The sequence below is a fragment of the Candidatus Margulisiibacteriota bacterium genome, from assembly GCA_028715625.1.
Lineage (GTDB): Bacteria > Margulisbacteria > Riflemargulisbacteria > GWF2-35-9 > GWF2-35-9 > JAQURL01.
This window is the reverse complement of record JAQURL010000025.1, coordinates 1-25,370: the sequence shown is the minus strand read 5'-3', so window position 1 is coordinate 25,370 and position 25,370 is coordinate 1. Positions and strand designations below refer to the sequence as shown.

The 25,370-nt window shown below is 39.6% G+C and carries 25 protein-coding genes and 1 tRNA gene; 10 read left to right on the top strand and 16 right to left on the bottom strand.

What is annotated here, in order from left to right:
• Positions 1-153 precede the first annotated feature (153 nt).
• The 3 genes from PHV30_05555 to PHV30_05545 all read right to left on the bottom strand — a co-directional run bounded on the left by PHV30_05555 (position 154) and on the right by PHV30_05545 (position 1,939).
• Positions 154-666 (bottom strand): Spy/CpxP family protein refolding chaperone, encoded by a 513-nt coding sequence (locus PHV30_05555; protein MDD5456482.1) that lies wholly within the window; start codon positions 664-666, stop codon positions 154-156.
• Between the two features lie 92 nt (positions 667-758).
• Positions 759-1,379: an EF-hand domain-containing protein gene (locus PHV30_05550; protein ID MDD5456481.1), complete on the bottom strand. Its 621-nt coding sequence runs from the start codon at positions 1,377-1,379 to the stop codon at positions 759-761.
• 95 nt (positions 1,380-1,474) lie between these two features.
• Positions 1,475-1,939, bottom strand: a complete 465-nt coding sequence (locus tag PHV30_05545; GenBank protein MDD5456480.1) for a hypothetical protein — start codon at positions 1,937-1,939, stop codon at positions 1,475-1,477.
• 137 nt (positions 1,940-2,076) lie between these two features.
• Between PHV30_05545 and PHV30_05540 the strand changes: the two genes are divergently transcribed.
• Complete coding sequence (locus PHV30_05540; GenBank protein MDD5456479.1) at positions 2,077-2,985, top strand: hypothetical protein; 909 nt, start codon at positions 2,077-2,079, stop codon at positions 2,983-2,985.
• 263 nt (positions 2,986-3,248) lie between these two features.
• Here the strand turns inward: PHV30_05540 and PHV30_05535 are convergent, their stop codons facing one another.
• From PHV30_05535 to PHV30_05505, 7 genes are read right to left on the bottom strand one after another with little or no spacing between them, the layout of a single operon-like run.
• Complete coding sequence (locus tag PHV30_05535) at positions 3,249-3,491, bottom strand: hypothetical protein (protein ID MDD5456478.1); 243 nt, start codon at positions 3,489-3,491, stop codon at positions 3,249-3,251.
• Entirely contained in the window at positions 3,488-3,775 is a 288-nt protein-coding gene (locus tag PHV30_05530) for a prepilin-type N-terminal cleavage/methylation domain-containing protein (protein MDD5456477.1), read from the bottom strand. Before PHV30_05530 ends, PHV30_05535 begins: the two co-directional genes overlap by 4 nt.
• Entirely contained in the window at positions 3,772-4,095 is a 324-nt protein-coding gene (locus PHV30_05525; GenBank protein ID MDD5456476.1) for a hypothetical protein, read from the bottom strand. Before PHV30_05525 ends, PHV30_05530 begins: the two co-directional genes overlap by 4 nt.
• Positions 4,085-5,122 (bottom strand): type II secretion system F family protein, encoded by a 1,038-nt coding sequence (locus PHV30_05520; GenBank protein ID MDD5456475.1) that lies wholly within the window; start codon positions 5,120-5,122, stop codon positions 4,085-4,087. The genes PHV30_05525 and PHV30_05520 overlap by 11 nt, the downstream gene beginning before the upstream one ends.
• Positions 5,112-6,782 (bottom strand): GspE/PulE family protein, encoded by a 1,671-nt coding sequence (locus PHV30_05515; protein ID MDD5456474.1) that lies wholly within the window; start codon positions 6,780-6,782, stop codon positions 5,112-5,114. Before PHV30_05515 ends, PHV30_05520 begins: the two co-directional genes overlap by 11 nt.
• A 31-nt stretch (positions 6,783-6,813) precedes the next feature.
• Entirely contained in the window at positions 6,814-7,152 is a 339-nt protein-coding gene (locus PHV30_05510) for an STAS domain-containing protein (GenBank protein ID MDD5456473.1), read from the bottom strand.
• Between the two features lie 13 nt (positions 7,153-7,165).
• Positions 7,166-9,919 (bottom strand): SpoIIE family protein phosphatase, encoded by a 2,754-nt coding sequence (locus PHV30_05505; GenBank protein MDD5456472.1) that lies wholly within the window; start codon positions 9,917-9,919, stop codon positions 7,166-7,168.
• Between the two features lie 399 nt (positions 9,920-10,318).
• Here PHV30_05505 and PHV30_05500 point away from each other — a divergent pair.
• Together PHV30_05500 and PHV30_05495 are read left to right on the top strand one after the other, a co-directional pair.
• A tRNA-Thr gene (locus PHV30_05500) sits at positions 10,319-10,394 on the top strand.
• 334 nt (positions 10,395-10,728) lie between these two features.
• Entirely contained in the window at positions 10,729-11,028 is a 300-nt protein-coding gene (locus PHV30_05495) for a hypothetical protein (GenBank protein MDD5456471.1), read from the top strand.
• Between the two features lie 92 nt (positions 11,029-11,120).
• Here the strand turns inward: PHV30_05495 and PHV30_05490 are convergent, their stop codons facing one another.
• The 4 genes from PHV30_05490 to PHV30_05475 form a co-directional block, all read right to left on the bottom strand.
• A complete protein-coding gene (locus tag PHV30_05490; protein MDD5456470.1) occupies positions 11,121-12,743 on the bottom strand; it encodes a hypothetical protein in 1,623 nt (540 codons plus the stop codon).
• 258 nt (positions 12,744-13,001) lie between these two features.
• Entirely contained in the window at positions 13,002-14,906 is a 1,905-nt protein-coding gene (gene nadE / locus PHV30_05485; protein ID MDD5456469.1) for an NAD(+) synthase, read from the bottom strand.
• The gene (locus tag PHV30_05480; protein ID MDD5456468.1) at positions 14,903-15,664 is read right to left on the bottom strand and encodes an isochorismatase family protein; all 762 of its coding nucleotides are present in this window, start codon (positions 15,662-15,664) and stop codon (positions 14,903-14,905) included. Before PHV30_05480 ends, nadE begins: the two co-directional genes overlap by 4 nt.
• 15 nt (positions 15,665-15,679) lie before the next feature.
• Positions 15,680-17,236, bottom strand: coding sequence for a nicotinamide phosphoribosyltransferase domain-containing protein (locus PHV30_05475; protein ID MDD5456467.1), 1,557 nt, complete (start codon positions 17,234-17,236; stop codon positions 15,680-15,682).
• 251 nt (positions 17,237-17,487) lie between these two features.
• On the opposite strand from PHV30_05475, the gene PHV30_05470 reads away from it, so the two are divergent.
• From PHV30_05470 to PHV30_05455, 4 genes are all read left to right on the top strand, one after another.
• Positions 17,488-18,084: a hypothetical protein gene (locus PHV30_05470; protein MDD5456466.1), complete on the top strand. Its 597-nt coding sequence runs from the start codon at positions 17,488-17,490 to the stop codon at positions 18,082-18,084.
• 67 nt (positions 18,085-18,151) lie between these two features.
• Positions 18,152-19,021, top strand: a complete 870-nt coding sequence (gene glyQ, locus PHV30_05465) for a glycine--tRNA ligase subunit alpha (GenBank protein ID MDD5456465.1) — start codon at positions 18,152-18,154, stop codon at positions 19,019-19,021.
• A gap of 46 nt (positions 19,022-19,067) precedes the next feature.
• The gene (locus PHV30_05460) at positions 19,068-20,084 is read left to right on the top strand and encodes an ankyrin repeat domain-containing protein (protein ID MDD5456464.1); all 1,017 of its coding nucleotides are present in this window, start codon (positions 19,068-19,070) and stop codon (positions 20,082-20,084) included.
• 65 nt (positions 20,085-20,149) lie between these two features.
• Positions 20,150-21,076, top strand: coding sequence for a hypothetical protein (locus PHV30_05455; protein MDD5456463.1), 927 nt, complete (start codon positions 20,150-20,152; stop codon positions 21,074-21,076).
• 10 nt (positions 21,077-21,086) lie between these two features.
• On the opposite strand, the gene PHV30_05450 is transcribed toward PHV30_05455, so the two are convergent.
• Complete coding sequence (locus tag PHV30_05450) at positions 21,087-21,509, bottom strand: hypothetical protein (protein ID MDD5456462.1); 423 nt, start codon at positions 21,507-21,509, stop codon at positions 21,087-21,089.
• A 202-nt stretch (positions 21,510-21,711) separates the two neighbouring features.
• Between PHV30_05450 and PHV30_05445 the strand changes: the two genes are divergently transcribed.
• Positions 21,712-22,647, top strand: coding sequence for a PP2C family protein-serine/threonine phosphatase (locus PHV30_05445; protein MDD5456461.1), 936 nt, complete (start codon positions 21,712-21,714; stop codon positions 22,645-22,647).
• 173 nt (positions 22,648-22,820) lie between these two features.
• Here PHV30_05445 and PHV30_05440 read toward each other — a convergent pair whose 3' ends face one another.
• The gene (locus PHV30_05440; protein MDD5456460.1) at positions 22,821-23,612 is read right to left on the bottom strand and encodes a sigma-70 family RNA polymerase sigma factor; all 792 of its coding nucleotides are present in this window, start codon (positions 23,610-23,612) and stop codon (positions 22,821-22,823) included.
• A gap of 67 nt (positions 23,613-23,679) precedes the next feature.
• Here PHV30_05440 and PHV30_05435 point away from each other — a divergent pair, with 67 nt between their 5' ends.
• Positions 23,680-24,837 (top strand): UDP-N-acetylmuramoyl-L-alanyl-D-glutamate--2,6-diaminopimelate ligase, encoded by a 1,158-nt coding sequence (locus PHV30_05435; protein MDD5456459.1) that lies wholly within the window; start codon positions 23,680-23,682, stop codon positions 24,835-24,837.
• Positions 24,834-25,370: UDP-N-acetylmuramoyl-tripeptide--D-alanyl-D-alanine ligase (locus PHV30_05430; GenBank protein ID MDD5456458.1), on the top strand; the 537-nt coding region annotated here is incomplete at its 3' end. The genes PHV30_05435 and PHV30_05430, both read left to right, overlap by 4 nt.

The window sequence follows — 25,370 nt, the reverse complement described above, 5'->3', positions numbered from 1 at the left end:
CTTCGCCTCCCAGCCTGCAGGAAAGACAAGAATTCGTTAAGAAAAAACAACAAGCACTGGAAGAGCTTAAAAACAGGTCTGCGCACTAAAAGAAGAAAGGAGCATTAAGCTCCCTTCTTCTTCTCATAATTATATCTATTCTTTATGATCCGGCTATTTGTGTTCTTTTTTTGATTTCCAGTTTTTCTTTTCGCTTTTCAGCTCACTTAATTTTTTCAGTTGTTCCGGAGTCAGAATAGCGCGTGCTGTCTTCACACCAGCCAGGATTGCTTCGTACATTTTCTTTTGGTTATCCAGAAGAGTATTCTGTAATTGCTGAATTTTGTTCTCATCCAAAGTTGCACCAAGGTATGCTTCTTTCAGGTCTTCATTAGCCATTTTCCTGTCTATTCCCAAGGGTATAACAACTTTTTCAGTTTCAGCTCCGGCCTTTCTTAAGGCTTTTATCTGATCTTTAGACAGACCCAGTTTCTCTGCCAAAAAATGCAGATCATAGTTACCCAACATTTTGTTATCGTAACCCTGATGTTCCCGCATTTCATTTCTCGCTTTCACTCCCTGATCAGGAGCCTTGTTTGGCCCTTTAAAATCCTTATCATCAGGAGTTGCCAAAAGCATTCCACTCACACATAATAACCCAATAATGCTTATTAATATTTTTTTCATTTTTAACCTCCTTGAATTCGGCAAACTGAAAACAAAAATTTTTTCTAATTTTCAGAACCAGCCTCCTTTCATATATTAATTAAAAGAATAATCTATACCGTACCGGACAGATCCCCTAAATCACCGGCAGAGACCTGATTATATTCATTATTAATTATGTCGGTCATAAGCAATCTGTTTAAAGTTGCGTCAGCTGATGAATGTTGAAAAAGCTGAGCTCGTAGTGTCTGGTCAAATTTTATAAAATCCGTTTGGTTAATAAAACCATCCTTATCGTTGTCCATCTGATTAAACAACTGGTCCAGGTTTACATTCGCCATATTTGTCCTGGATGTATTAGACAACAATGTATCGGTCCCGTCAGTAGATAAAGGAAGTTCAAGTTTATGATGATGATGACCGCCTTTAACTTTGGCAGTTTCAGCAGTCATTGTCCCTGTTGATTTTATTCCGGATTGAAAGAATTGATTAAACTCATCCTGACTAACCTGTCCATTCTTATCCTTGTCCATTTTCTGGAAAACTTTAGCTAAAACTGCTTCAAAGCCGGAGGTTTTACTTGTAGAGGAAGTACCAGATAACAGCACGGACAATTCATCCTTACTTATTTTACCGTCGTTATTTTTATCAACCCTCGCAATTAAATTATCCCATTTACTGCCGGATACGCCGTTATTGTCCAAACTACTTGCCTGATTTGTTTCAATGACCATAATTAGCCTCCTCTATATATTTTGAAATTAACGACCTTTATAGGTTTAACAATTTTAAGTAATGAAAGTTCCGAATATTTCTAAAAGTGCGAGCTTCAGTACATATCGCTATCTTCCATGCCTTCATTCATTTCACGATAACTGCTTTTATTATTCATTTTTACTTTCTGAACTTTCCTTGGTAGTATCCTGGTTATCGTACCATCCAGCATCAGTTTGAATTTATTAAGTTGTCCCTCACTTAAAATGGGCGTGCATTCAGCCAATAAACTTTCTTTCATCAAATTAAAATTATCTACCATAAACTGATATTTCTCTTCCGGAGTTTTTTTATCAGCGGTTATAATAAGTTGCTCTGTTTGTTCTTCATATCGATTAATTATAGGTTCAAATTTCGCAGACTGTTCTTCAGTCAACTGCAAACGATATTTTAAATCATTATAATCGAATGATTTTTTTGTTGGGGTATCACCACCGCACCCCCATAATATTATCAAAGCCGCCGCCGATACAGCTAAAAGCATCAAAATATTACTTTCTGTAATTGATTTACGAAACATAATAAACCTCCTTTTTAAAACCTTTTTATATTTTACAAACATTATTTACCAAAAGTTTCTAAAAAAATTAAAGTTTTTTCATTTTTTACCGATAATAATTATGGCCCCTATTTTGACCGCAGATAAAGGAGATTGCAATGACCAATATATCCGAACTAAACAGTTCCTCAAATTTATTAAACCTAACTTTCGGCAGAAACACAACCGGTTCTGCCGCGGATCTTACCCAATCCTTGCTTCAACCTGACACTTCAACCGAGTACCCTGAGTCTTCCTCGGACCCGGCTGCACAGGTAAAGCTGTATACAGCTCAAGGTCTTCTCAATTCTACTTTCGGAACCTCAACTGACATTACTCCTTCCATTACGAAAAATTCAGCAGGTCAGGTAAAAATGTATAGCGCTCAGGGCTTACTGAATGCAACTTTTGGTAATGCCACTGACAACAGTATTGCCAGCCTGAGCCAATCCTTGCTCGGTTCTGAATCTCAATTAGCCGGTATTTCTTCTTTGGCCAAGGAAGTCGGGACTGTGTCAGCAAAAATAAAAAATACAGGAAATAACCAGGCAATTATGGGAATGAATAATGTCATGGCCAGTCTCATTCAAAACAGAAACGCCGAAGACCCTACAGCTTTGTTAAATTCGCTGCGCAATATGTCAGCCGATAACCTCAACAGTGTCATGTCAGCAGCTTATAATATCAACTTGGTTGATGCCAAGGAAACAGGCGGTTCCGGCAAGATGATGGAGTGGGTAAAGCAGGCTTCGGCTATGCAGGAAGTTAATGTCGATACAGGAAGCAACTTCTTGGCCGCTACTAATAAAATATTAAGTGCCTCTTCCGGTACAAATGCTTCAGAAGTAACACTTACTACATTGTCAGATTTTATGGATATTACAAACGCGATCACTGCTATGGATAAATCCGTTGATGTAAAAAACCAGAACTATCTGACCTTCTTTAAGAATATTCAAGCATCAACCGATATAAACAAAGACATGAACTCTTTCTATAGCTCGCTTACAGGAATGGGTGCTGCATAACGCCTCTATCCGGCAAGTCTTGGTGTCTTTAAAAACTGTCCGGAAATATTTTTTCTGTCATTGCGAGGAGCATCGACGAAGCCAGCTGTCACAATGTTATGGCTGGTAAACAATCCACTGAAAGTAACATAGATTGCTTGCCCCGCCGTAGCCTTAAGGCGAAGGAGGGCTACGCTTCGCTCGCAATGACATATAAGGGATTATTTTCGGACAGTTAGCTGGAATGCAATTAAAGTGAAGTCTGGGTAAGGCGGGGGGCGAACTTACTTTTCCGCCGAAACCTTGAAACTCTTCCCCAACCCATTTACCAAGGTAATTGATGTCTGCAGCTTGGTACCGATTTTCTTTAACGAATAATCTATAAGCAGTTTCTGGTCCTGTTCCATGAATTCGTAAACAGAAGCAGAGCCAACGCGTACTATACCGTTAACGGCCATAATCAAAATAGAAATTACCATCAAAAAAATTACTGTATAAAAAAGTACAAAGCCTTTTTTCTTTGTCACTTAAAAATTACTCCTTTGTAACCTGACTGACTTTTGAACTCCAACATATTTACAGAATCATTAACTGATACTGCCTTGATATTCAAAGAAGGCTGAGAGTCGCCAAGCACACTCTTTTCATACTGAACCACTGCGGTTAATTCCCGGCTCAGATTCTTGTAATCCCTGATTGTGCTCACCGACTCCCTGAAGGACCAACCCGTCAGATGAAAAAGAGCTGCGAAAAGAATGGAAGAAATAAACAAAGCGATTAAAGTTTCCAGTAGAGTTATACCTTTTCTCATTGTGCAATCCCCACCAGTGAATATTTGATTTTTCCATTAATTACAAGATCGACCTGAAGCTGATAAAGATTGTTATCCAGCGGTATTTTCTTGATAATGTAACGTTCCATGCCGGACCGCAGAGGAGGTTCGTTAATTTCTCCGTTCAACACCTGCAGAAAAACCTTCTTGGTCGCAAAAAACTGCTGCAAATCATTAACAACTTGCTGGCTGTTGCTTTGTCTGATAAATCCGATCCAGGGAAGAATGATCACGGACAGTAAAAATAATGCGATTACTGTTTCTAAAAGTAAATAGCCTTTTGGAACCTTACCTGACATTATGCACTACGCCGGTCATGCGAAAAAGCGGCAACAGGAAAGCCAGACTGATAAAAGCCACAAAAAATCCGATAATAATAAGTGAAATCGGCCCTATAAGCGAAACAAATTTTTTCAACTGGTTATCCAGTTCATCGTTTAAATAATCGGTAAGCTGCAGTAAAATTTTATCCAGTTCCGAGCTTTCTTCGCCGGCCATGATCATTTTGATTACTATGGCTGGGAAAAACTTGGTTTCCCATAACGCAATGGAAAGTTTTTTGCCTTCGATCACCTGCGGCAGAACTTGCTTGAGCTTGGTTTTGAAATAAAGATTTTGGGTTGTCTCCAGTGTGAGGCTCATGGATTTTACCAGCTGAATTCCGGAGCTATGTAGCGAACCCAGATTAGATAAAAAGTTCATGAGCGTGAAATAATAAGCGATTGTGCCTATAACCGGTATAGAGTAAACATATTGGGACAGATAATATTTTAATTTGTCCCGCAGCAACATGATTATAATCAGAATAATGCTGCCGATAACCAGAGGGATTGTCCACCAGTAAAGAGCAAAAAAATGACGTAATTTGAAAATAATAATTGTGGGTAAAGGCAGCTTAACATTGGCCTGCTGATAAATAAGCTCAAATTGCGGGATAATGGCAATCATTATCCAGGTTAAGATGCCCACGCCCAGACAAACCAGAATAATAGGATAAGCGAGCGCGGACTGAATTTTGTTCCAGAGCTCAATCTTGCTTTCCAGGTAATTGCTGGCTTTGGCAAGGGCATGTTCCATAGTACCTTCGTTCTCACCAACCTTGATGATATTAACCAAAAAAAGCGGTATATGGATTTTTTCGTATAATATATCTGAAAAATTCCCGCCTTCCTTTAAGGCATTAAGTATTATTTTTAAAGGTTTCTTCAGACTTTTACTGCCAACATCCACGTAGATCAGTTCTATTGCCGGATAAAGACTTATACCGCGTTTCACAAGGTAATGAAGCTGCTTGAAGAAAAACGCCAGTTCTAAATTACTGAACAACTCGAAAAACCTCTTCCAGTGTAGTAAACTGTTGTCTGGCTTTTTGCAGGCCGTCATCCTTCAGAGAGACAAAATTATCTTTTGAAGAAGCAGCCCTTATTTCCAGTTCTGAATATTTATTATGATTAATCAAATCTTTTAAGTGGTCGTTCATGGTTAAAAGTTCAAATATACCAACCCTGCCCTTAAAGCCTGTGTTGCGACAAAGTTTACAACCTTTGCCTTTGAGAAAGGTTGTGGAATGGTCCATGTTACCCCAGATTAACATTTCTTCATCCGGTGTATAAATATCCTGGCAGTCTTTACAGGTCCTGCGCAGCAAACGTTGAGAAAGGATACCCAGAAGTACCGATGAAATCAGATAAGGTTCAATATCCATATCAATGAGCCTGGCTATGGTTGAGGCAGTATCGTTGGTATGCAGAGTAGAAAACACCAGGTGCCCGGTAAGAGCAGCCTGAAAAGCAATTTCAGCTGTCTCGCGGTCACGGATTTCTCCGATCAGAATTACATCCGGGTCCTGCCTCAAAACTGAGCGCAGCCCTCTGGAAAATGTAAGTCCGCTTTTATTATTTATTTCGCTCTGATTTATCAGGTTGATGTGATACTCGACCGGGTCTTCTATGGTCACGATATTTTTTTCTATGCTTTTGATTTGATTAAGAATGGCATATAAAGTGGTTGTCTTGCCGCTGCCGGTGGGCCCGGTGACCAGAAATATTCCAAAGTTCTTATGAATAAAACTTTTGATCTGACCAAGCATATCCTGAGCCATGCCCAAATTTTCCAGATCAAAAATACTGCTATCCTGGTCCAGCAGACGTAAAACTACTTTTTCGCCATAAATCATGGGGTAACTGGAAACGCGAATATCAATGATTCTATTGTCGCACTGAATTCTGAAACTGCCATCTAAAGGCAGCCTCTTTTCAACAATATCCATCTTGGCCAGAATTTTCAAACTGGAGATTAGCGGAAAACTCAGATTATGCGGTAATGTCCAGATTTTGTGCAAAACGCCGTCCAGACGAAACCTTACATCCATACCATTTTGCTTGGGCTCCATATGAATATCCGAAGCCCTGTCATGAATAGCCGAAGAAATTATAAGGTAAGCCAGCTTATTCACTGGTCCCTGGTCTTCACGCTGTTTAAATATGCCGCTTTCATCGATGAAATCCAGTGATTCAACAGATTTCTGATCTATGCTTTCTATAATATTTTTTATAGAGGTCCCTGCTCCGAATAGCCTGTTAATTGCAGAAGACAAATCGGAAAGGCTAACAACTACAGGTTCTACTCTGAGGCCGGTAATGTTCTCTACTTCCTCAATCGTTAAATAGTCCATGGGATCAATCATGGCCAGAATAAGGGACTCAGTTACTTTAAAAAGAGGCAGAATATTCTTTTCGCGGACTAACTTTTCAGGAAGTACATATAAAACACTTTTATCGGTTTTTTTATTGGTAAGGTTCACAAAAGGCAGGTTCAGATACTGGGCAATAAACAGTGCCAGTTTGGTTTCGTCCACATACCCGTTATTCACCAGAACATTTACGAAAGATTCGTTTTGAATAGCGACTTTATTGCTGATCTCACTTAAATATTTGGGAGATATAATATTCTTTTCAACCAGAGCTTCGGCCAGTGTTTTTATCAAATTTTCTCCCCCGGAAACAGATTCTTACTTTTTAATTAAAACTTTTTACCGCATCATCTACATTATCAAAAATCTGGAAATATTTAATTATTCTGGTCATCATTAAAATTTCCTTGAAATCTTCATTCAGATTGGCCAGCCTTAAATCCCCATTTGCTTTTTGCGTTGCCTTCAGACCCTCCACCAGAGAACCCAGGCCGGAACTGTCTATGTAATTACATTCCTTTAAATTGAGCACTATCTTGGGCGATTCTTTTTTTATAATATTGTTAAAAGTTTCATTGAGCTGAATGGAATCATCAAACTCTATATCCCCTTCTACGTTTAAAACCACGGCATTTCCTTTTTTCTCAGTTGAAACTTTTCTCATGATGCACTCCTTTTCAAATATATTTAATTAAAGTAATTTCATTACCAGTTTCATTAAACCGGACTTCATCCATAAATGTTTTTATTATCAGTATTCCCCTTCCCCGGTTTGTCGTATCGATCTGGTTATCGCAGTAATTCAACTTCCCTGACTCAAACCCCTTGCCCTCATCAGTAATCTTAACTTCTACTTTACGATTGGTAATAATCCCTTTAATCTCTATATTTTTTTTCGGGTCCTGTTTATTGCCGTGTTCATAAGCATTCAATAAACTTTCGGATATACAGAGCCTGATATAATTATAAACCTTTTTGTTAATTTCTAAAGCCTCTAATTTAGTTAATAATTCTTTTATTGTTTTTTTGATGTTGGGCAGTTTGTTTTTTATTTTATAATTCAATTTATACAAAGTCGTTTCCTTGAAGGGATTAAGCTCCTTAAAGTCCACTATAACCAGAGTAATATCATCCGCAAACTCCCGGTAATCGCCGTAGCGTTCCGCTTCACTGATAAGCAGTTTGGTTAATTTTTCAGCGGGCAGAGTGCTGTTGGTTTTGATAAGATGAGCTAACCGTTCCTTGGAAAATAATTGTTTCTTGGTATTTTTTACTTCGGTTATGCCGTCCGTATACAGAATAAGTTTATCTCCGTTACTGACCAGAATATTTTTTTCTATAAATCCGCCGTCATCAAAAGTTCCCAGATAGGTGCCCTCACTATCCAGATAAATAATTTCCTCAGTGCCGGCCCTGTAAAGAATAGGAGGATTATGTCCGGCTTTACAATATTTAAGAAGATTGCTGTCCATATTGATCAGACCGTAAAAAGCCGTAACATAAAAAATCGGCGATTTGCTGAGGTAACTCTGCAGGGAGGTATTGGTGTTCTGCATAATCACTTCCGGGGAATCGAAACGTTTACCGAATTCCGAAAACAGACTGTTGGTCATGGTCATAAGCAGTGCCGCGGGAATACCTTTGCCCGAAACGTCCCCGATGACGATGCCCAGATTTTTCTCGTCATGCGCTATAAAGTGATAAAAATCTCCACCAACCGCACGACACGGAATGTTTGTGCCGAAAATTGCCAGCGCTTTGTTTTCTGGAAATTTGGAAGATAAAAGCGCTTGCTGGATATAGCGGGCTATTTGCAGTTCTTTGGCAGTCCTGGCCTGTTCTTTTTTGAGCTGTTCATTAAGTTCTTCGCTTTCTTTATACAAACGGGCGTTTTCTATAATTATCGCTGACTGATTGGCTATAGCCGTAAGCAGTCTCAGGTTAATCTTGCTTTTCCCCTGGGTTTCCTTGCCTGTATCAATGACCATAACGCCGATCGGTTTTTTATTCTGAATAAGCAGCGGTATTACCACAAAATTGACCAGGCCCAGAGCTGAAATCGATGTCCGGTCATAACCGTCGGAACTTGTGGGAGTTACCTGAAAAATACGGCCTTCTATCAGGGCTTTGCCTTCCCAGGTCTTGGAAATATCCAGATTCAGGTTTTTGTATAATTCCTCATCCCAGCCGCTGGCGCTTTGCGGCACGAGCAAATTGCCTTTGGCGTATAGATAAAGTATGGCGCGCTGAAAATTCAGCACATCCGTAAAAATGGAGCAGACTTTTTTCTGGATTTTATCCAGTTCAAATTCCGAGGTCAGCGACTTGGTAATATTATAAACAGTGGATAACTCAATGAGGTTCTCTTCTGATTTCTGATAACGTTTGGAATTGGACAGAGCTACCATGATATTGTTGGAAAGGTTGGTAGAGATTTCCTTGTCCCTTTCGTTAAAAGGTTTCTGATTAACCGGACGCATAATTCTAAGCTCACCGATAATTTTGAGGTCCTCATCAAACAAAGGAATGGAAATAATTGAATTAATGCCAAGATCCAGCAAAATGGATTGTTCATAGTGAATATTTTCTTCTTTGTTTTTCATCAGAATTCCGTCCGAAGAGCCTGATAATGTTTGTGTACATTCCTTGAAACGTACTGTTTCCTCAATTTTGGAAAGCTGAAAATCTGTAAATCCGAATGATTTCTTGATAACAAACTTGGCTTCGAAATCATCATAAAGCAGGATTAAAATCTTGGGCGCTTTTAAAAGAATTGAGGTATTGCGCACAATCACATCAAAGGTTTTTTTGAAATCGAAAAGCGAACTGATAACTTTGCCCACCTCGTACAAAGAGGTGATTTCTTTTTCTTTATTTTTCAGTTCCTCATACATAACCGCGGAATGGATCATGTTGGCGAACTCATTGGAAATGGTGAGCACGAAAGAAAGGTCACCGCGGGTTATTTTTTTGTTAAACTTTTTCTGCCCGATACAAAGTATGCCCAGCAAATAGTTGTCTCTAAAAAACGGTACAGCCAGCTCGGCTTGAAGCCCGTCCATATCTTTAGCCAGTTCTTTTAAGAGATCGAGGTTAGCTTTTTTGATTTGTGATTTTTTTTCCAGTTTGAAAATATAATTTTTGATGCGTGATAAAAAAATCAGGTCTCGTTTGTTATGGAAATACTGGACCAGAGCACTGTTTTCTTTGATAGTCAGATAACTTTTGTTAAGTTTTATAGATTCCTTGAGTTCATATTCTTCAGCGTCTTTATTGTGCAAAAGAAAGGAAATATTTTCCAAATGCAGTTCTTTGGAAATATTGGTAATCAGATAAAGCAGGAGTTGTCTGATATCCAGCGGGTCTGAGATAGCTTTGCGAAGCTGAATTATGTATTTATCCAGCTTGGTTGACGGCGTGATATTGAACATTATTATTCATTATAACGTAAAACGTGATTTTCGGAAAATGGAGATGTCGGAGGGAGTTTTTTGTTTAGTTGAGCATTTGTTGAATCGTAGAGATGAGGTAGAAAGGTAGTGACCAGCTCAGTATGACACCATTGACTTGAAATTTACTCTTCACGCTTCACTATTCACTATTCACGATTCACTTTATACTTTCTTACGAAAATGAATTATCAAAAAATCCTGTTCATTGTATAATATCGTTTAACGTATAGAGATAAGCCCCTGTAGTCCCGAGAAATAGTCCTCGCCTCTAGCGATGACGTTATTTCTCGAGGATCCTCGAAATTGCAGAAAATCAAAGATTTCGGCAATTTCGGGACTCAGTTGGTTTTTGATATAATAGATCAAGTTTGATAGTAGGCCCCTGTAGCTCAGTTGGTAGAGCATCACCATGGTAAGGTGGAGGTCGGCAGTTCAATTCTGCCCGGGGGCTCCATCGACACTTATAACTAGTGTTTTCCAATGGGGCTTCGCCCCCTTCGGCGCTCACTGCGTTCGCTGAACCCCCTCCGTCTTCGCTCTTTAAGCTTCGCCGGACCAAAGGGTATCGTTCCCTTTGGAAACCCTTACTCAATTGCAGGACTAATAACCGGATTACGCGTACAAAATTCACTGTAGCTCTATGTTCCCAAGTTGACTGTCGCGGTGTAGTCGCAGACGAAGGCGGACAAGTAACTCTCGGTTGTTGACAAATTATACCTCGTTTAATAATTGACTGCCATTTCTCTAAGTGTTACCATTTTTTTGGCAATTTATGCTAAAGAAAAATAATGGCAAGATTTAGTTCACAACATATTTTAAGCACTTCCTCCAACCTGTTGGGTTTTTGCCTGGTGGTTTTGACATCGCTAAAAATAACAAAAATAAATGAAGCCACTTATCTGGATGAAATAACGGAAATCGTATGTGTTTTACTGGCCGCAGCAAGTTTATTATCTTTTTTATCAATTCGTTCGGAAAAGGAAATTATCGCTATTAAATATGAAAAACTTGCCGATAACATTTTTATTATTGCTTTATCAGCTATTTTTATTATTACGTTTATGATAGCTTTTTCAATAATATTCTAGATAATTTGAGCTTTGTAAAAAGCCTTGCTGTTTGTCTTCAGGTCGAAACTCAAAATTAAATTACTATATGAAAACTGGAATAATAAAAATAGTTACTTATGTCTTCTATAGGTACGAGAGGAGGCAATCATAACATCTCTATTCGTTGTGCCTGAAGCTATTCTTTCCAGTCCGATCTGGTCTTCAATTCTGGCTTTGAGCCTCACATCGCCGTTTACAGCGAATTTACCAGGCTCATTCGCGGAAACTATTCCACGCCAATTGTTATGCATGCCTGCTCCACCCCAAAAATGAAATACTATCGGAGAACCGTCACGTTTCTGCAATAAAACTCCCACATGTTTTGAGCCGCTGGGGAACATTGAGTTCGCTCCGATTATTACTCCGGGCATATTGTCTTCCAGCTTATTAATCACGGCTTTCAACTTTCCGTCAACGTTTTCTGTATAATTCGCAGCCGGATTACCATTAGCTGCTTTTGCGAAATCCGCGCAAACATAATGTTTTTTTCCCAGATAAACTCTTTCATTGGGAACATATTCGCGTACATTATCCATAAGGGCTTCTCTATTAATATTTCTGATAACAGCCGCGTTTTTGGAGTTCGCTTTGAATGCCAGTCTGTCTACTCCGAAATAATAATTTTTCCCGGATTGATCAAGCAATATAGCGGCATATTTACTGTGGTTGTTTTCCTTATTGATATACTTGTTAAAAAAAACTTTATTGGTTTCCAATACGCTTTCGATTTGTTTAATAAAAACTCTAAGAATATCTTTATCCCTTAATCCCGGCTTATTAAGATAAAAAGCCACTTCTGCCAGCGAAACATTTTTCTTTTGGTTCAAATCTCCATAAGCAGCGGCTATTAATGAAGCGATTCTCCTTTTTACTATTTCATGATTTCTACCATACTTCTGATCAAATTTACCTAAATAATAGCTGGGGGAACCAGGTTCCAGCCTTTGCATAGATATGCTTTCCGGCGCTCTGGTCAGCTCATGAACTACATTTTTCAGTGTTATCAATTCTTCCCTGATCTTGGACAGTTCTCTAAGTTCGTGCGCTGTGTAGGTTTTATTAATTCGGGCTACTTCCACATCTTCGGCATCTCCTTTTAGCCCGGTCTTTGCTTCAAATCTGTTAGTACTCATCAGGGCGTACAATTCGGCCGTCTTTTTCTGTATGTCAAATAATGGTTTGTGTTCTACACTTTTCCCCGGAAGAACAGGCTTACTTTTTTTATGAATCACGGTTAACATTACTTTTTGCACGTCATCAGTACGAAGTTTGGAGTCGGGGTCTTTATAGATATTATATTTTTGCCAAGTATCTTTAATCGTTGTTTTTTCAGACGGGGTCAGCTCCCTGTAATTCATTAATTTTAACATTATACCTTTTAAAAAAGAAAAATCTTTAGCTTCCTGTCCGCTCAGACCGGACACAAGGAAACAATCGGTTTTTAAGGATTCGGCAAAATTTTCTTTGGTTGTGCCGCTTTGTCTTGCATAAATATTAATTGCCATCCTGCCGAAAGCACTGGCCAGATTTCCATCCCACTGACCCTTGCCTTTGGTATTTTCCGATAGCTGTAAAAGCCCGAACATGGCAAGATTTTTTTGAATATCAATATTTTTTTGAATATCAGATTTCGCTACAGTGGCAGTCGCGAAATTTGTTTTGTGAAGAGGTTGGGTTGAAATCGTTGTCGCCATGTTTAACCTTCCTTCCTGAATAATCTGCCTTTAATAAATATATCGACGTTTTCTGAAAAAATCTCAGGGAAATAAAAAAATCAAAAAACATTTATAGCTTATCGGGCTGTCCGAAGATGTCATCCTCTGGCTTGACCAGAGGATCCAGCCTTTCTGTATGCCTTGTAAATACTGGACCCCGGATTAAATCCGGGGTGACATAACTGACTGAGGACGTCGCAAGGCAGGTGGGGTCTCGGCTGTCAGGCCGGGGTGAGGTTAGGTCAATTCGTTTACAGCTTCTTGAATGTACCTGTCGATATCGAAATGTCCATTGGCCATGGGCCATATCCAGCGTAGCCAGGCAAAAGAAGTAAACTGCGGTGTACGGTTATAATAATTACGTTTGAATTCTGTTCCTTTTAGTAATTTTGCAGCTAAAAACTTGAAATGATCAATAAATAATTTTTTTTCTTCAGTATTGCCATTAACTGGATAAAAACGTTTCAAGGCATCTTTAATATTACCCCTGCTTATCCTTAACGATTCCAGGATCGGGTCTATGACATCATATTCTCCCAGCTCATTTTCATCAAATTGATCAGGAGCAAGTTCCGCGCTGGGTTTGCGCCAGATCATTTCTCTGGACATAGATGACATTTGTTTAGAAAGCCAGTCAGCGTAACGTCGCACGAGAGTCTTGGGCAAAGAAGCTATCAGGGGAAGCCCGAGCAGATCGCCGCCGATAGTACCGTAGCCTAAGGCAGCTTCGGTAAAATTGGTAGTGTTCATTACTACCCTGTTTTCCTTGTTACCTACAGCCCAGGCAATAATCATTCTCAATCGCGCCTGCATATTCTGATGGGTCAGGTCTCCTTCTTCGAAACCGATATATGGCTGATAAAATTTAATAGTATTTTCATAAACCGGGATTTCCACGGTTTCAATACCCAGGTTACCGGACAATTCTTTAGCCAAAGTTATAGATTCAGGCTGGGTGTATTCATTTTCTCGATAAGTCATAATAATACCCTTAACATTTTTTGGCCCCAGATGTCTGGCGCAGATTGTTGCTACCAAAGAGGAATCCACTCCACCGGATAATCCGATAACAACTTCGGGCTGTAATACGGGACGATCTTTGTATGGTCTTATAATCCGTTCGGCTTTTTGATGATCCATAAACCAATAAGGATTGATATCCAGATCAGTTTCCTGTTCAAATTTTCCCAATCCGCTTTTATAAAAGTAGTCGCGCAGATATAACCTGAACATCTTGTCCAGGTGTTCCATAAGTTCATCTTCGGATTGCGGTTTGGAAATATCAATGTTTAAAGGTTGCATATTATTTATATTCTTCAGATCCAGCAGCAGCGTATCTTCCTTGCCGACCTTCATTTCCGCGACCATTTCTCCCCGGCTGTTCATTACAAAGCTCTTGCCCATAAATAATAACTCATCCTGTCCGCAAACTAGGTTCAAAAATATCTGCGGGGTCTTATAGGTTCTTGCTACCACAGACTGCATGTTATGACGTATCCGGTCTTTTCCCAGCCAATCGGGAGAGGCAGAGGTATTAATATTTACATTTAACGGTGTCTGGCTATGAATAATTTCAACCGGGTCATGTCTGTATAAGCGCTCTCTGGGATCAGGAAAGGCAGCGGGATTGTTCCATGATTCCTCACAGATTAACGCGCCTAAGCTGATATTTTTAAGTGCAACCGGACGAATATCTGCCGGATCACCTATTTCCCAATAACGATATTCTCTGAATTCCTGATAATCAGGCAGGGTTGTTTTGTTGCGCGTAAAATCTATCTTCTCTTCGGGAATATAAATCATAAGCCTGTTTACCAGATATTTTTCTCCTTTATATTGTTCGGGATTTCGACAGGCAACAGATGTTATAAACCCGATATTCAACTGTCGTGCCGCATAACGCAGCATTTCTATGGCTTCTTCAGTTCTATCCATGATCATTTCGTTAAAGAAAAGATCCTGAGCATGATAGCCGTTTAAAGCCAGTTCCGGGAATATAGTTACTTTCGCGCCCTGGGCCGCGGCCATTACCATCTTGTTGATCATTCGAACAGCATTATATTCAGGATTACCGACAACCGGATTAAACTGTTCCAGACTGGCCAGATATGGCTCCGTAAAACTTACAACTTTGTGTCTCATATTGCTACATTGCTATATTTGTAATTCTTGCCCATATTCAATTGTTCCATCTCCGGAGGTCTGATGCTTTGAAAAAGTTTTATTACGTCATCCATAAGAACCATACGTATTCCGGCATCAACCATCTCGGCTATTGCTTGTTCATGTGAACCTTCAGGAATACCTGTGCTGCGACATGCATCCAGCACAACCCAGGTTTCAAATCCGAATTTGAGAACAGAGTCCAGCGCATTATATTTAACACAATAATCAAAGGCCAAACCCGCGAAAATCATGAGATTTACCCCGCGGGCTTTAATCATTTCGCCCAAACCTGTTGTTTTACGGTTTGTATACATAAAAGCGGAATATGATTCCAGATCAATTTCCTTACCTTTACGTAAAATCATATCAAAATACACATCATTTATACCGGGATGAAGCTGTGCCCACGGCGTTCCGGCCATTCCGTGACGAGGCCAGGCTACTTGGGGGCCATAAGATGTTGGCACTTCGCTGAACGGCTCTACCTTATGACGACTGGCAAATGAAATATGGTCTTGCGGGAATAACGGTTTCCAGGGATGCCAGTCCAGAGAAGCAAATGAAAAATTCCAGGGAAGTCGTACCAGCAGATTTATTAAAGGAACTATAGATTCACCATTCGGTACAGGCAATTCCTGGACAGGTATACCTTTACAAAAATCCATAAAAGTCGGTGTAACATCTATACACCCGAAACCAACTTTAATTCTTTGCGCTATAATTTTATAATTCATATCAGGCATTCTCCTCTAATAATTTTTCTCAAATTCTCTCAGTAAATGTGGGGCATGCAAAGAAACAAAGCTCCAGGCAAGAAACCTGGTCTTTGTAGATTTTTCTATCTTTTGCTGTGTGAGTGATTCCCATTGATCTTTTACACGTTCTTTTACTGCTTGATCAGAATTTGTCTCTGAATATTGATAATGTCCCTGATGTACTGCTTTAATCATTATTGGATAATAACCGGGCAAGCACTCACCAACCTGACCGGTTATAGACTGTATGCCATTTTTAGCCTCATAATTTCTGTAAATTTCAGGTTTCCCGGCCAAAGACATTTTGCCGATGGCATTGCTTAACTTTAAAACAGCCTGATTGCCAGCTTCCACTTCCTTATAAACAGCGCTGGCATCATCACGTGTTTTATTTTTCCAGGCTACAGCTCCACCAGCCCCAAAGCCCACTCTGGAAGGATCAAATCCAGCCTCTTTAACCAAATTGATAATTTCATGTTTCATCTTTACTTCCACACTTTCGGAAATAGCCAGTCTGACGTGGTTAAGTCCATTTTCTTGAAGGATTTTCAACGTAGCTATGGTCAGCTCTTTCATGTCGCCGCTGTCCAGACGAATGCAGTGAAAATCTTCTGCTTTGCCTGCGATCATAGATTCTTTTATGGCCTGTATGGCTTTTGGTACTCCACAGCGTATAGTATCTACCAGATCTACAAGAAACATGGGTTTAGGCATGGCCTTGGCTATATGTCTGTATGCATCCAGTTCCGGATCAAGCGATCCCAGAGCAGCGTATTTGGACATTAAAAAGCTCATCAACCTGTGCGCCACTGTTCCTGAAGACCAGATATCCTCAAAAAGCGCGGCAGCCGCGTTATTGGAAGCCCAGTCGTGTCCGGCTGGCAAAGCAGCATGGTTGATCATTATGTCCATTAAAGGATTAACCGAACTGCGTAGTGACTGTAAAAAAAACATTGATGATGCATGATCATTGAGTTGGTAAAAATGCGTGGCCACCAGCATCGGATAAAATATAGGGATCAAAGCCGGCTCAAAATGAGCGGCGAGTTCACCCGGGCCTTCTACCCGGAATACGGGCTCATGTGGTAGTAGTACTGTTCCTAGCGGGGGCATATAAATATCAATGGGAATTCTTCCGTTATATTTGTCCAGCACCATACGCCACATAGCTTCTGGGAAAAATTGGTTCTGTGTGAGTGCTGTTTCTTTCGCCAGCTGCACTTCACCCTCAGTTATCGGAGAACGAAAAAGCTTTTGTAAGATGAAATCAGCACCGGAAAAAATCAATCTGCCCCATGGTGATTTGCGACAGCTCATGACATAGGTCTCTGGTACGTTCCAGTCCTCACCTTTGATCATGGCCATATTATGATTGTAAGGATCGGTATTGATTATTCTGTTCAGGGATATCAGGTTCATAGAGATATCCAGAGGTAATAAACGCAATACTTCCAGTGAGTCTACCGAACCGCGTAAAGACTCATATGTCGTTACAATAGCCTCGGCTTTTTTCGCAGCGTTTACATAAGCAATAATCTTTGTTTTATACATAGAGCCCTCTTTTCTTGAAATATTAAGCTCTTGACATAAACTGTCATTCCCGCAAAAGCGGGAATCCAGAATTTGGTGTGATACTGGATCCCCGATCAAGTCGGGGATGACATCTTGGTTATGCAGCAGCTTATATCTTTCAATATTTCGTAAGCATTAAAATAAAATTTCAACAAAATTGCCGCAAAAAAATGGGAAAAACAAAAAATCCGTACGATATATTCTTTGTAAAGTTAGTTAAGGAGGGAACTATGTTCAATAAAATAATCAGTCAGGTTGAAAATATTTTCGCAAGATTAAATTACGGTGATACTGTTTTTATTGATCTTCAAGACATTCAGTCGTTTGGAGTTAAATCCGCGGATATTTTACGCAACCTGGAAAACAGTTTATATGATTTCAAAGGCTTGATACTTGGCAAAACAAATTATGACGATACTATAGGTAATCAGGTTGAGCCGTTAATAGATAAGGTCCAATATTTGAAAAGATATATTGCGGACCAAATTGATAATATTATTTCTGATGATTTTAACAAAGTTATGATTGATCAGCTTGGTCACAAAGAACGATTGGATAAAGCATTGGAAGCAGAAAAAACTATTTATAATCAAACAGATTACATGAAAATGGGAGTTGAGGCACGTTTCGTTTTTAGCTTACAGCAGTTGACATCTGAGCTGAAAATCTCTGAAAGTTTGCAAGGTATAATAGACAGAGAATTTCGTTATTCCAATGAGAAGAAAGCCGGTTTTCCGGAAGCTATCAAACAACGCCAGGAAATACTTGAGGAGTTCAATAACGCACTGAATGAATTAATCAGAAAAATTATCATCAGACGTTCGTAGTATATTATGTGATCTGGCAAATAGCTCTTGCATTGCCTATTTGTTGATTTTTTGTTAATCTTTCTATATGAACTTTCAGGACGTAATTCTTAAACTGCAATCCTTCTGGGCAAATCAGGGGTGTATTATTCAGCAGCCTTACGACATGGAAAAAGGCGCGGGTACTATGAACCCGGCAACCTTTTTGCGCGTATTGGGCCCGGAACCCTTTAATGTGGCCTATGTAGAACCCTCACGCCGCCCTACTGACGGACGCTATGGCGAAAACCCCAATCGCTTGCAGCATTATTTTCAGTTTCAGGTTATTCTGAAACCTTCACCGCTGGATGTACAGGAGCTTTACAGGCAAAGCCTGGAAGAAATCGGCATTAAATGCAAAGAACATGACCTGCGTTTTGTGGAAGACAATTGGGAATCACCTACGTTAGGAGCTGCCGGAGTGGGCTGGGAAGTGTGGCTGGACGGTATGGAAATCACCCAGTTCACCTATTTCCAGCAGGCAGGAGGGATAGAACTGAAGCCTGTTTCCGTGGAAATTACTTATGGGCTGGAACGTCTGGTAATGTATATCCAGAAAGTGGAATCGGTTTATGACATTGAATGGGTAAAAGGTATCAAGTACGGCGATGTGTACCTGCAAAACGAAAAAGAACAAAGCAGATACAACTTTGAAGTCGCGGATATCAAAATGCTTTCCGAACTCTTCAACCTTTTTGAGAAAGAATCTCTAAACTGCCTTGATAAAGAGTTGGTCCTGCCCGCTTATGACTACTGTTTGAAATGCTCGCATACCTTTAACCTGCTGGACGCGCGTGGTGCCATAAGCGTATCCGAGCGTACCCAGTATATAGGGCGCATCCGCAACCTGGCCAAAAAATGCGCTGCCGGGTATCTGGCGCAACGAGAGGCTATGGGCTTTCCTCTCTGTAAAAAATAAACACTGAATTTTCCCTGCTTTTCTTCCGATAATTTGATGGTTTATTATGCAAAAACATAAAATCATAGCTGATATTATTAAATCAAAAATCCCGGGAATAATTCAGACCGCATTCAGGGAGCTTGCCGAAGGTATTAATATTTTTGAAAGTGATGACGGTTGGAAAATACTGGAAGAATTTTTGAAATTAGACCCGGCCGACAATAATAAAATGTTAAGGGTCCTGCTGTCCGAAATCAAAATCACAGGTAATGCAAACGATTTGTCTTTTTTGGCAAAAAACTCCAGGCCTGAAGCTAAAAAACTGCGCAAGTCTGACGAACAGCAAAGCGCCAGAATTTCCATCTGGAACTGTATAACCAGGCTCAGTCAAAGCAATAAGGATGCTGTTTTAAAGAATCTTATCAGAGACCTGGAGAAATTGGGTTTCACCAGAAAATCCCTTTATACCATAAAAAAACCCGGATTCCTGTCCAATGAATTAATAAATGCAGTACATAAATATAGTTTTGCCATTATCAAGCTACTGCAGGCGGGCGCAGATGTTAACGGACAAAGCAGGTTTGATAAAAATTATGCTATAACCAGCGCTGCGAGATTAGGACATACAGACGTGGTCATAGAATTGCTAAAAACAAGGGATATTGATGTTAATGTGCAGGATTTTGAGAATATGACAGCATTAATATGGGCTTCCCTTAATGGCAATATTGAAATTGTAAAAGAATTGCTAAAGAATAAAAAAATTGATGTCAACATTAAAGCTAGAGGTAATCGAACAGCCCTAATTTGGGCTTCTCATTGGGGACGTACAGAAATTGTTAAAAAATTGTTAGAGATAAAAAATACAAATATTAATGTGCAAGACGAGGATGGCTATACAGCTCTATTGCATGCTTGCAGACATAGGCGAATGGAAATTGCTAAAAAATTATTAAAATTCAAGAATATCGATATACATGCAAAATCAAAAGATTACAACAAAAATGCTTTGAAAATGGCAAGAGAAAACAATATGAAAGAAGTTGAGGCTATTTTGTTGAAATTAGGAGCTCAGGAATAGAGAATTTATGCAAAAATTTCTGAATTTTCTCCATATTCCCAACGATAATAATAATTGAGGTAAATATGATCAGCGCTTTAGCTTACGCTATTAATTCATCTTTAACCCCCGCAACATCCGGCAATACGGATTGTTCGGCGAAAAAACATAACCTAATAATCCCCACGCAGCAACAGCCGCTCATAAAAAATAACGATATTTTAGCTGAATTGATTTCCGGTCTCAGCAAAATTCTGACCGTTCCTGAAGCGGATGCATCTGAAAATGCGACTATAAACCTGAGTAAATGCATTCTCACATATAATGATTTGTTCGGTCAAAATGTTGAGATATTAAATGAATGGTCCATTTTAAAATTCATTATCTCTACCGACCGGCAATTCCTGCCTTTATTAATAAGTCTGCCGCATCCCGATTCTCACTGGAACACAGAAAGAACATATCAGGAAAATCTAGCTGAATTCAATCACCCGAAATATGACAGGGCTAAAGAATGGGTTAAAAAAAACGGACGGTTAGCCGGTTGTATCTTATATCAGGATGATCCCTTCCTTGCTGATTTAAGAACAAGGGCTATAAACTGGTGCGCTCTGGCCGCTGTTTATATACAGCAAATGGGTGAGCCAAAAGAATTTACAGAAAAAAATCAGAAAAAAAATCTCAAATTCCTTATCGGTAAAACTATTGAAAATATTTTTGATAATTGTCTCCAGGAATCAATTAATAACGATGTAACTACGGGAATATCATTTAACAAATTTATGGAACCGGTAAACAATATTCTGCACCGGGATTTGCCATTATTTGCAGATAAACTTGCAAAATGCAAATCTAAAAAAGATTTAGACACAACAATAAAAGAAATAAATAATACACTTGAATCGCTGGCCTCCCGGTATCCGGGTAAAAAAATCCCTATGCCCTATGCTTCTTTTGTAAATATATTAAACAACTACGATCTGTCTGCGCCATTAAAATACGAAATAGATTAACAACTTCATGTCAAAACCATAAATAGATATCATAAGTCCTGCGCTTGTCCCTGATTTGCATGTCAACCATTCCCGGTCGAAGTTGATTGACTTTTAAATCCAAAATGGCTACCGGATCTGTAGTGAGATAACGATATGCTTTTTGTTTTACATATATTGCCTGATTTTTCAGTCCTGTTTCATAAACATTTTCGCTGGTTTGAATTTGCAAAGTATCTCCCTGCACCATTACCTCCAATGACTTTGCACAGAGATTTTGCAGATAGTCCTGCACAAAAACCAGTTGTTGACTGGTTTCATAAATTTCAGCTTTATATTTGTTTGTTTTTAATTCCTGCCAGACAAAATTGAAGATAAATGGTATTAAAAATCCCGCTAATAAAAAATAAATCAGCAGTTCCAACTGAATAAAAGCTTTTTGATGCTTGTGCATTAACTTACCTCTTAACACTTATCTCTTACCTCTCTCCAAAGCTCCGAGCCCAAACCAGCCCGCCGTTGCGTGAGCTATGGCGTGGCGACCGAGCACTGAGCGAAGCGAAGTCATTCACACCTTTCACGATTCACTTTTCACTTCTTATTCACTCATCCTCTATTATTATGTTATCATAAATTTAAACTAGGGGGTTCATTTAATGTTGATCGCCATAATAATCATACTTCTGCTTATCATTTCAGGCATATCCGGTTATGTTGTTTTTCAGTTCTACAAAAAGCAGGAATTCTACAAAAAAGAAATGGCTGAAACCCTGAAGAACATCAAACGTAATGAGCTTAAAAATACCCGTGACCTGGACATGGCCCGAAGGATACAATCAGGCCTGCTGATTGCCAATAAAATTCAGCATAAAAATTATCAGCTTTCCGCAGTATGTTTTCCCGCTGAAAAAATCGGAGGAGATTTCTTTATCCTGCAAAAAAATATCTCCAACCGCCTGGATAAAGTAGAAAATGAAACTAAAGGTATAATACATTTAAAAAACAAAAAAGACGAAACCCTGAATTTCGCCATAGGCGATGTTTCCGGGCACGGTGTGGCTTCAGCCCTGGTCATGATACTGGCCAAAAATACATTAGAAGACCTCTATCAAAAAAAATATTCGCCGAAAAAAATCATGCAGGTAGCCAACAAAAAACTCATAGAATACACAGAAGGCAGTGCCATAAATTTTGTTACGGCTTTTGTGGCCATGCTGGACATTGTTAATAACAAACTGGTTTTTTCCAAGGCCGGGCATAATTCCCCTTTGCTTTTCCGCAAGAACGGCGAAATAGTGTCGCTGGAAACAGAAGGCGTTTTTCTGGGAATGTTCAACAGTCCGGAATTCGAGGAAAAAGAAGTAACACTGGAAAAGGGAGATAAAATCTTTCTCTACACCGACGGTCTGAATGAAGCCAAAAACAGCAAGGATGAAATGCTGGGGACACAAAGGCTTATTGAACTAATCAAGCAAAACATCTGGTTATCTGGAGAAAACCTCTTCCAGAAGATAATGGATGAAATCAAAACTTTTACGGACAAAACTTCCCTGAATGACGACGTGACTATGATACTTTTGGAAATTAACTAAACTAAAACTCCGCCTCACCCAGTCCTTCGGACAGCCCTCTCCACAAGTGGAGAAGGCCTCTACAACATATTGTTCTGTTAAAAAAGGTATCTGCCCCGCTGTAATCCTTTCTCCGCATACGGAGAAAGGTGGCACGAAGTGCCGGATGAGGCGAAATAATAAAATCCGGGTAGCTACTTTACTTCTTTTTTTATAAACTTTTTCAGCTTGTCTATAGAGTGTTGTAGGATTCTGGATACATGCATCTGTGATAGTTGCAGATATTCGGCAATTTCCTGCTGGGAAAGATTGTCGTAGTAACGCATATAAATAATACGCTGCTCGCGCCGGTTTAATATATTAGCTATACCGAACTTCAGGGTTTCCCTGTCTATAATCTTGCTTTCCATATGCTCCACGCCCAGCGAGTCCAGTAAAGAAGATTTAGAACTGGCCACAACTTCTCCGCTACGCTCGGACACAAACGAAGGCGCGTCCAGGCTTAAAGCCTTGGTCACCTCACCCGCTTCCATAGCTTCGATAACCTCTTCTTCGGAAGCGCTCAGAGTCTTGGCGATTTCCGCAATGGTCGGCGATTTATCCTGGTTCTGATGGAACTCAAAAACCAGTTTTTTTATTTGAGCATTCAGTTCATGTAATCTCCTGGGCAATTTAACAAGACGGGCATGGTCGCGAAAGTAATGTTTGATTTCGCCAACTATCATAGGCATGGCATAGGTAGCAAACTCAGCGTTAAAGGAAGGGTCATAATTGTCCAGAGCTTTGAGCATGCCCAAGACGCCTACCTGCACCAGATCATCCAGAGTCTCTCCTTTACCCAGAAACCTGCGCGCTATATAAATGACCAAATTATAATGTTTGGTTAATATAACATCTTTTAATTTGGGGTCCAGAGTCTTTTTATACTCTGCAAATATTTCTTTTGTGCTTACGTTTTCTTTGTTTTCCAATTGTTTTTCAGTCAAAGAGAATACCTCACATACCCCTGTAGCTATTGTCAATCCTTCGTAAATAAAATTATAATCAATTAATATGATACATTATGATACTCGAAAAATAAAGGCCAAAGACACTTTTTTGGCCATAGGTAAAGGCTCTGATTATATAGATAGCAAGCTGATTTTTACAACCTCAAAAATCATAAAATTAAAAAAAGAAGAGGTTTATAAGTACCTGCTAAATCTCTGGGGCATCGATATAGGCAAAATAAAAATAATCGGCGTGACCGGAACAAACGGAAAAACCACCACAACTTATCTTGTGCAACAAATTCTGGAAGAATATGGACAAAAGTGTCAGATACTGGGCACTATCAACTGCAACCTGACCACACCTGAAATTTTTGACATTCTGGCTTTGGCCAGAAAAATGATCGAAAAAAATGAAAAATACCTGATAATGGAGGTTTCTTCTATAGGTGTAGTTGAAAAAAGAATAGCCGGGCTGCCTTTCGCTGTTAAATGTCTGACCAATATTACCAGAGACCATCTTGATTATCATAAGGATTTCAAAAGTTATGTGCAAAGCAAATTTGGTTTTCTCAAACTACCCGGTCCAACTATTTATCCTAAAGATTATAAAAAAATAAAAATAGATTTTCCAACCTTGTTGCAGGGCAAATTTAATCAGGACAATATGAAGGCAGCCTATGCGATTACCAAAATTCTAAAAGTGCCGGAAAAAGTTATAAAAAAAGCCTTGGCCAAAGCCCAGCCGCCTAAGGGTCGTTTTGAACCTGTATCTTCCAACGCTCCTTTTCAGGTCATCGTGGATTATGCACATACGCCCGACGGACTTTTGAATATTCTCAAAACAGCCAGAGCGCTGACCAAAGACAAACTGATAGTGGTTTTCGGCGCGGGCGGCAACAGAGACAAGACCAAACGTCCGCTTATGGGCAAAGCAGTCGAGGATTACGCCGACACAATGATTGTTACTACAGATAACCCCCGGCATGAAGACCCTAAAATAATCATCAAAGAAATTTTGACCGGCATCAAACATAAAAAAGCCGTTGTTATTGAAGACAGAGAAAAAGCCATACAAACCGCTGTCAGTATGGCCGAAAAAAATGATATTATAATAATAGCCGGTAAAGGACATGAAAATTATCAGATAATTGGAGACAAAAAAATTCATTTTGATGATTTCGAAATTGCGGAAAAATATTTGAAAGCAGCTTATCCATGAAATTTTCTATAGATAGCAGAACTATACAGCCGGGTGATATTTTTATCCCTGTCAAAGGCGAAAATTTTGACGGCCACGCGTTTATTAAAGAAGTATTGGCAAAAGGTGCGGCCAAGGTGCTGGATGTGGACCTGGCCCGATATACCGCTTATTATCGCCAAAACAAGATCAAGGCCAAAGTTATCGGGGTAACAGGCAGCGCTGGTAAAACAACGGTTAAGGACATGATAACAGCGGTGCTTCGCACCCGTTATAAGGTTCATAAAACCAAAGAAAATGAAAATAACGAGATCGGTGTGCCTCTAACCCTGCTCAACTCATCTCTGGATTGTGATTTTATTGTGGTGGAAATGGCCATGCGTAAAAAAGGAGAGATTCTGGGCCTGGCAGAAATTGCCCGACCCGACTATGTGCTGATATCGAGCATCGGTTCAACGCATATCGAATTTCTGGGAAGCAAACGCAATATAGCCCTGGCCAAAGCAGAGATCTTCCGTTTTCAAAAACAAAAAGAAAAAACTTATTATACTGTT

Excerpts from the sequence above, each read along its gene's own strand:
- PHV30_05475 (MDD5456467.1), bottom strand. The coding sequence starts at position 17,236 with ATGTATAAAACAAAGATTATTGCTTATGTAAACGCTGCGAAAAAAGCC.
- PHV30_05460 (MDD5456464.1), top strand. The coding sequence starts at position 19,068 with ATGCAAAAACATAAAATCATAGCTGATATTATTAAATCAAAAATCCCG.
- PHV30_05555 (MDD5456482.1), bottom strand. The coding sequence starts at position 666 with ATGAAAAAAATATTAATAAGCATTATTGGGTTATTATGTGTGAGTGGA.
- PHV30_05545 (MDD5456480.1), bottom strand. The coding sequence starts at position 1,939 with ATGTTTCGTAAATCAATTACAGAAAGTAATATTTTGATGCTTTTAGCT.
- PHV30_05495 (MDD5456471.1), top strand. The coding sequence starts at position 10,729 with ATGGCAAGATTTAGTTCACAACATATTTTAAGCACTTCCTCCAACCTG.
- PHV30_05510 (MDD5456473.1), bottom strand. The coding sequence starts at position 7,152 with ATGAGAAAAGTTTCAACTGAGAAAAAAGGAAATGCCGTGGTTTTAAAC.
- PHV30_05540 (MDD5456479.1), top strand. The coding sequence starts at position 2,077 with ATGACCAATATATCCGAACTAAACAGTTCCTCAAATTTATTAAACCTA.
- glyQ (MDD5456465.1), top strand. The coding sequence starts at position 18,152 with ATGAACTTTCAGGACGTAATTCTTAAACTGCAATCCTTCTGGGCAAAT.
- PHV30_05470 (MDD5456466.1), top strand. The coding sequence starts at position 17,488 with ATGTTCAATAAAATAATCAGTCAGGTTGAAAATATTTTCGCAAGATTA.
- PHV30_05530 (MDD5456477.1), bottom strand. The coding sequence starts at position 3,775 with ATGAGAAAAGGTATAACTCTACTGGAAACTTTAATCGCTTTGTTTATT.
- PHV30_05435 (MDD5456459.1), top strand. The coding sequence starts at position 23,680 with ATGATACATTATGATACTCGAAAAATAAAGGCCAAAGACACTTTTTTG.
- PHV30_05490 (MDD5456470.1), bottom strand. The coding sequence starts at position 12,743 with ATGGCGACAACGATTTCAACCCAACCTCTTCACAAAACAAATTTCGCG.
- PHV30_05445 (MDD5456461.1), top strand. The coding sequence starts at position 21,712 with ATGTTGATCGCCATAATAATCATACTTCTGCTTATCATTTCAGGCATA.
- PHV30_05505 (MDD5456472.1), bottom strand. The coding sequence starts at position 9,919 with ATGTTCAATATCACGCCGTCAACCAAGCTGGATAAATACATAATTCAG.
- PHV30_05450 (MDD5456462.1), bottom strand. The coding sequence starts at position 21,509 with ATGCACAAGCATCAAAAAGCTTTTATTCAGTTGGAACTGCTGATTTAT.
- PHV30_05550 (MDD5456481.1), bottom strand. The coding sequence starts at position 1,379 with ATGGTCATTGAAACAAATCAGGCAAGTAGTTTGGACAATAACGGCGTA.
- PHV30_05455 (MDD5456463.1), top strand. The coding sequence starts at position 20,150 with ATGATCAGCGCTTTAGCTTACGCTATTAATTCATCTTTAACCCCCGCA.
- nadE (MDD5456469.1), bottom strand. The coding sequence starts at position 14,906 with ATGAGACACAAAGTTGTAAGTTTTACGGAGCCATATCTGGCCAGTCTG.
- PHV30_05480 (MDD5456468.1), bottom strand. The coding sequence starts at position 15,664 with ATGAATTATAAAATTATAGCGCAAAGAATTAAAGTTGGTTTCGGGTGT.
- PHV30_05525 (MDD5456476.1), bottom strand. The coding sequence starts at position 4,095 with ATGTCAGGTAAGGTTCCAAAAGGCTATTTACTTTTAGAAACAGTAATC.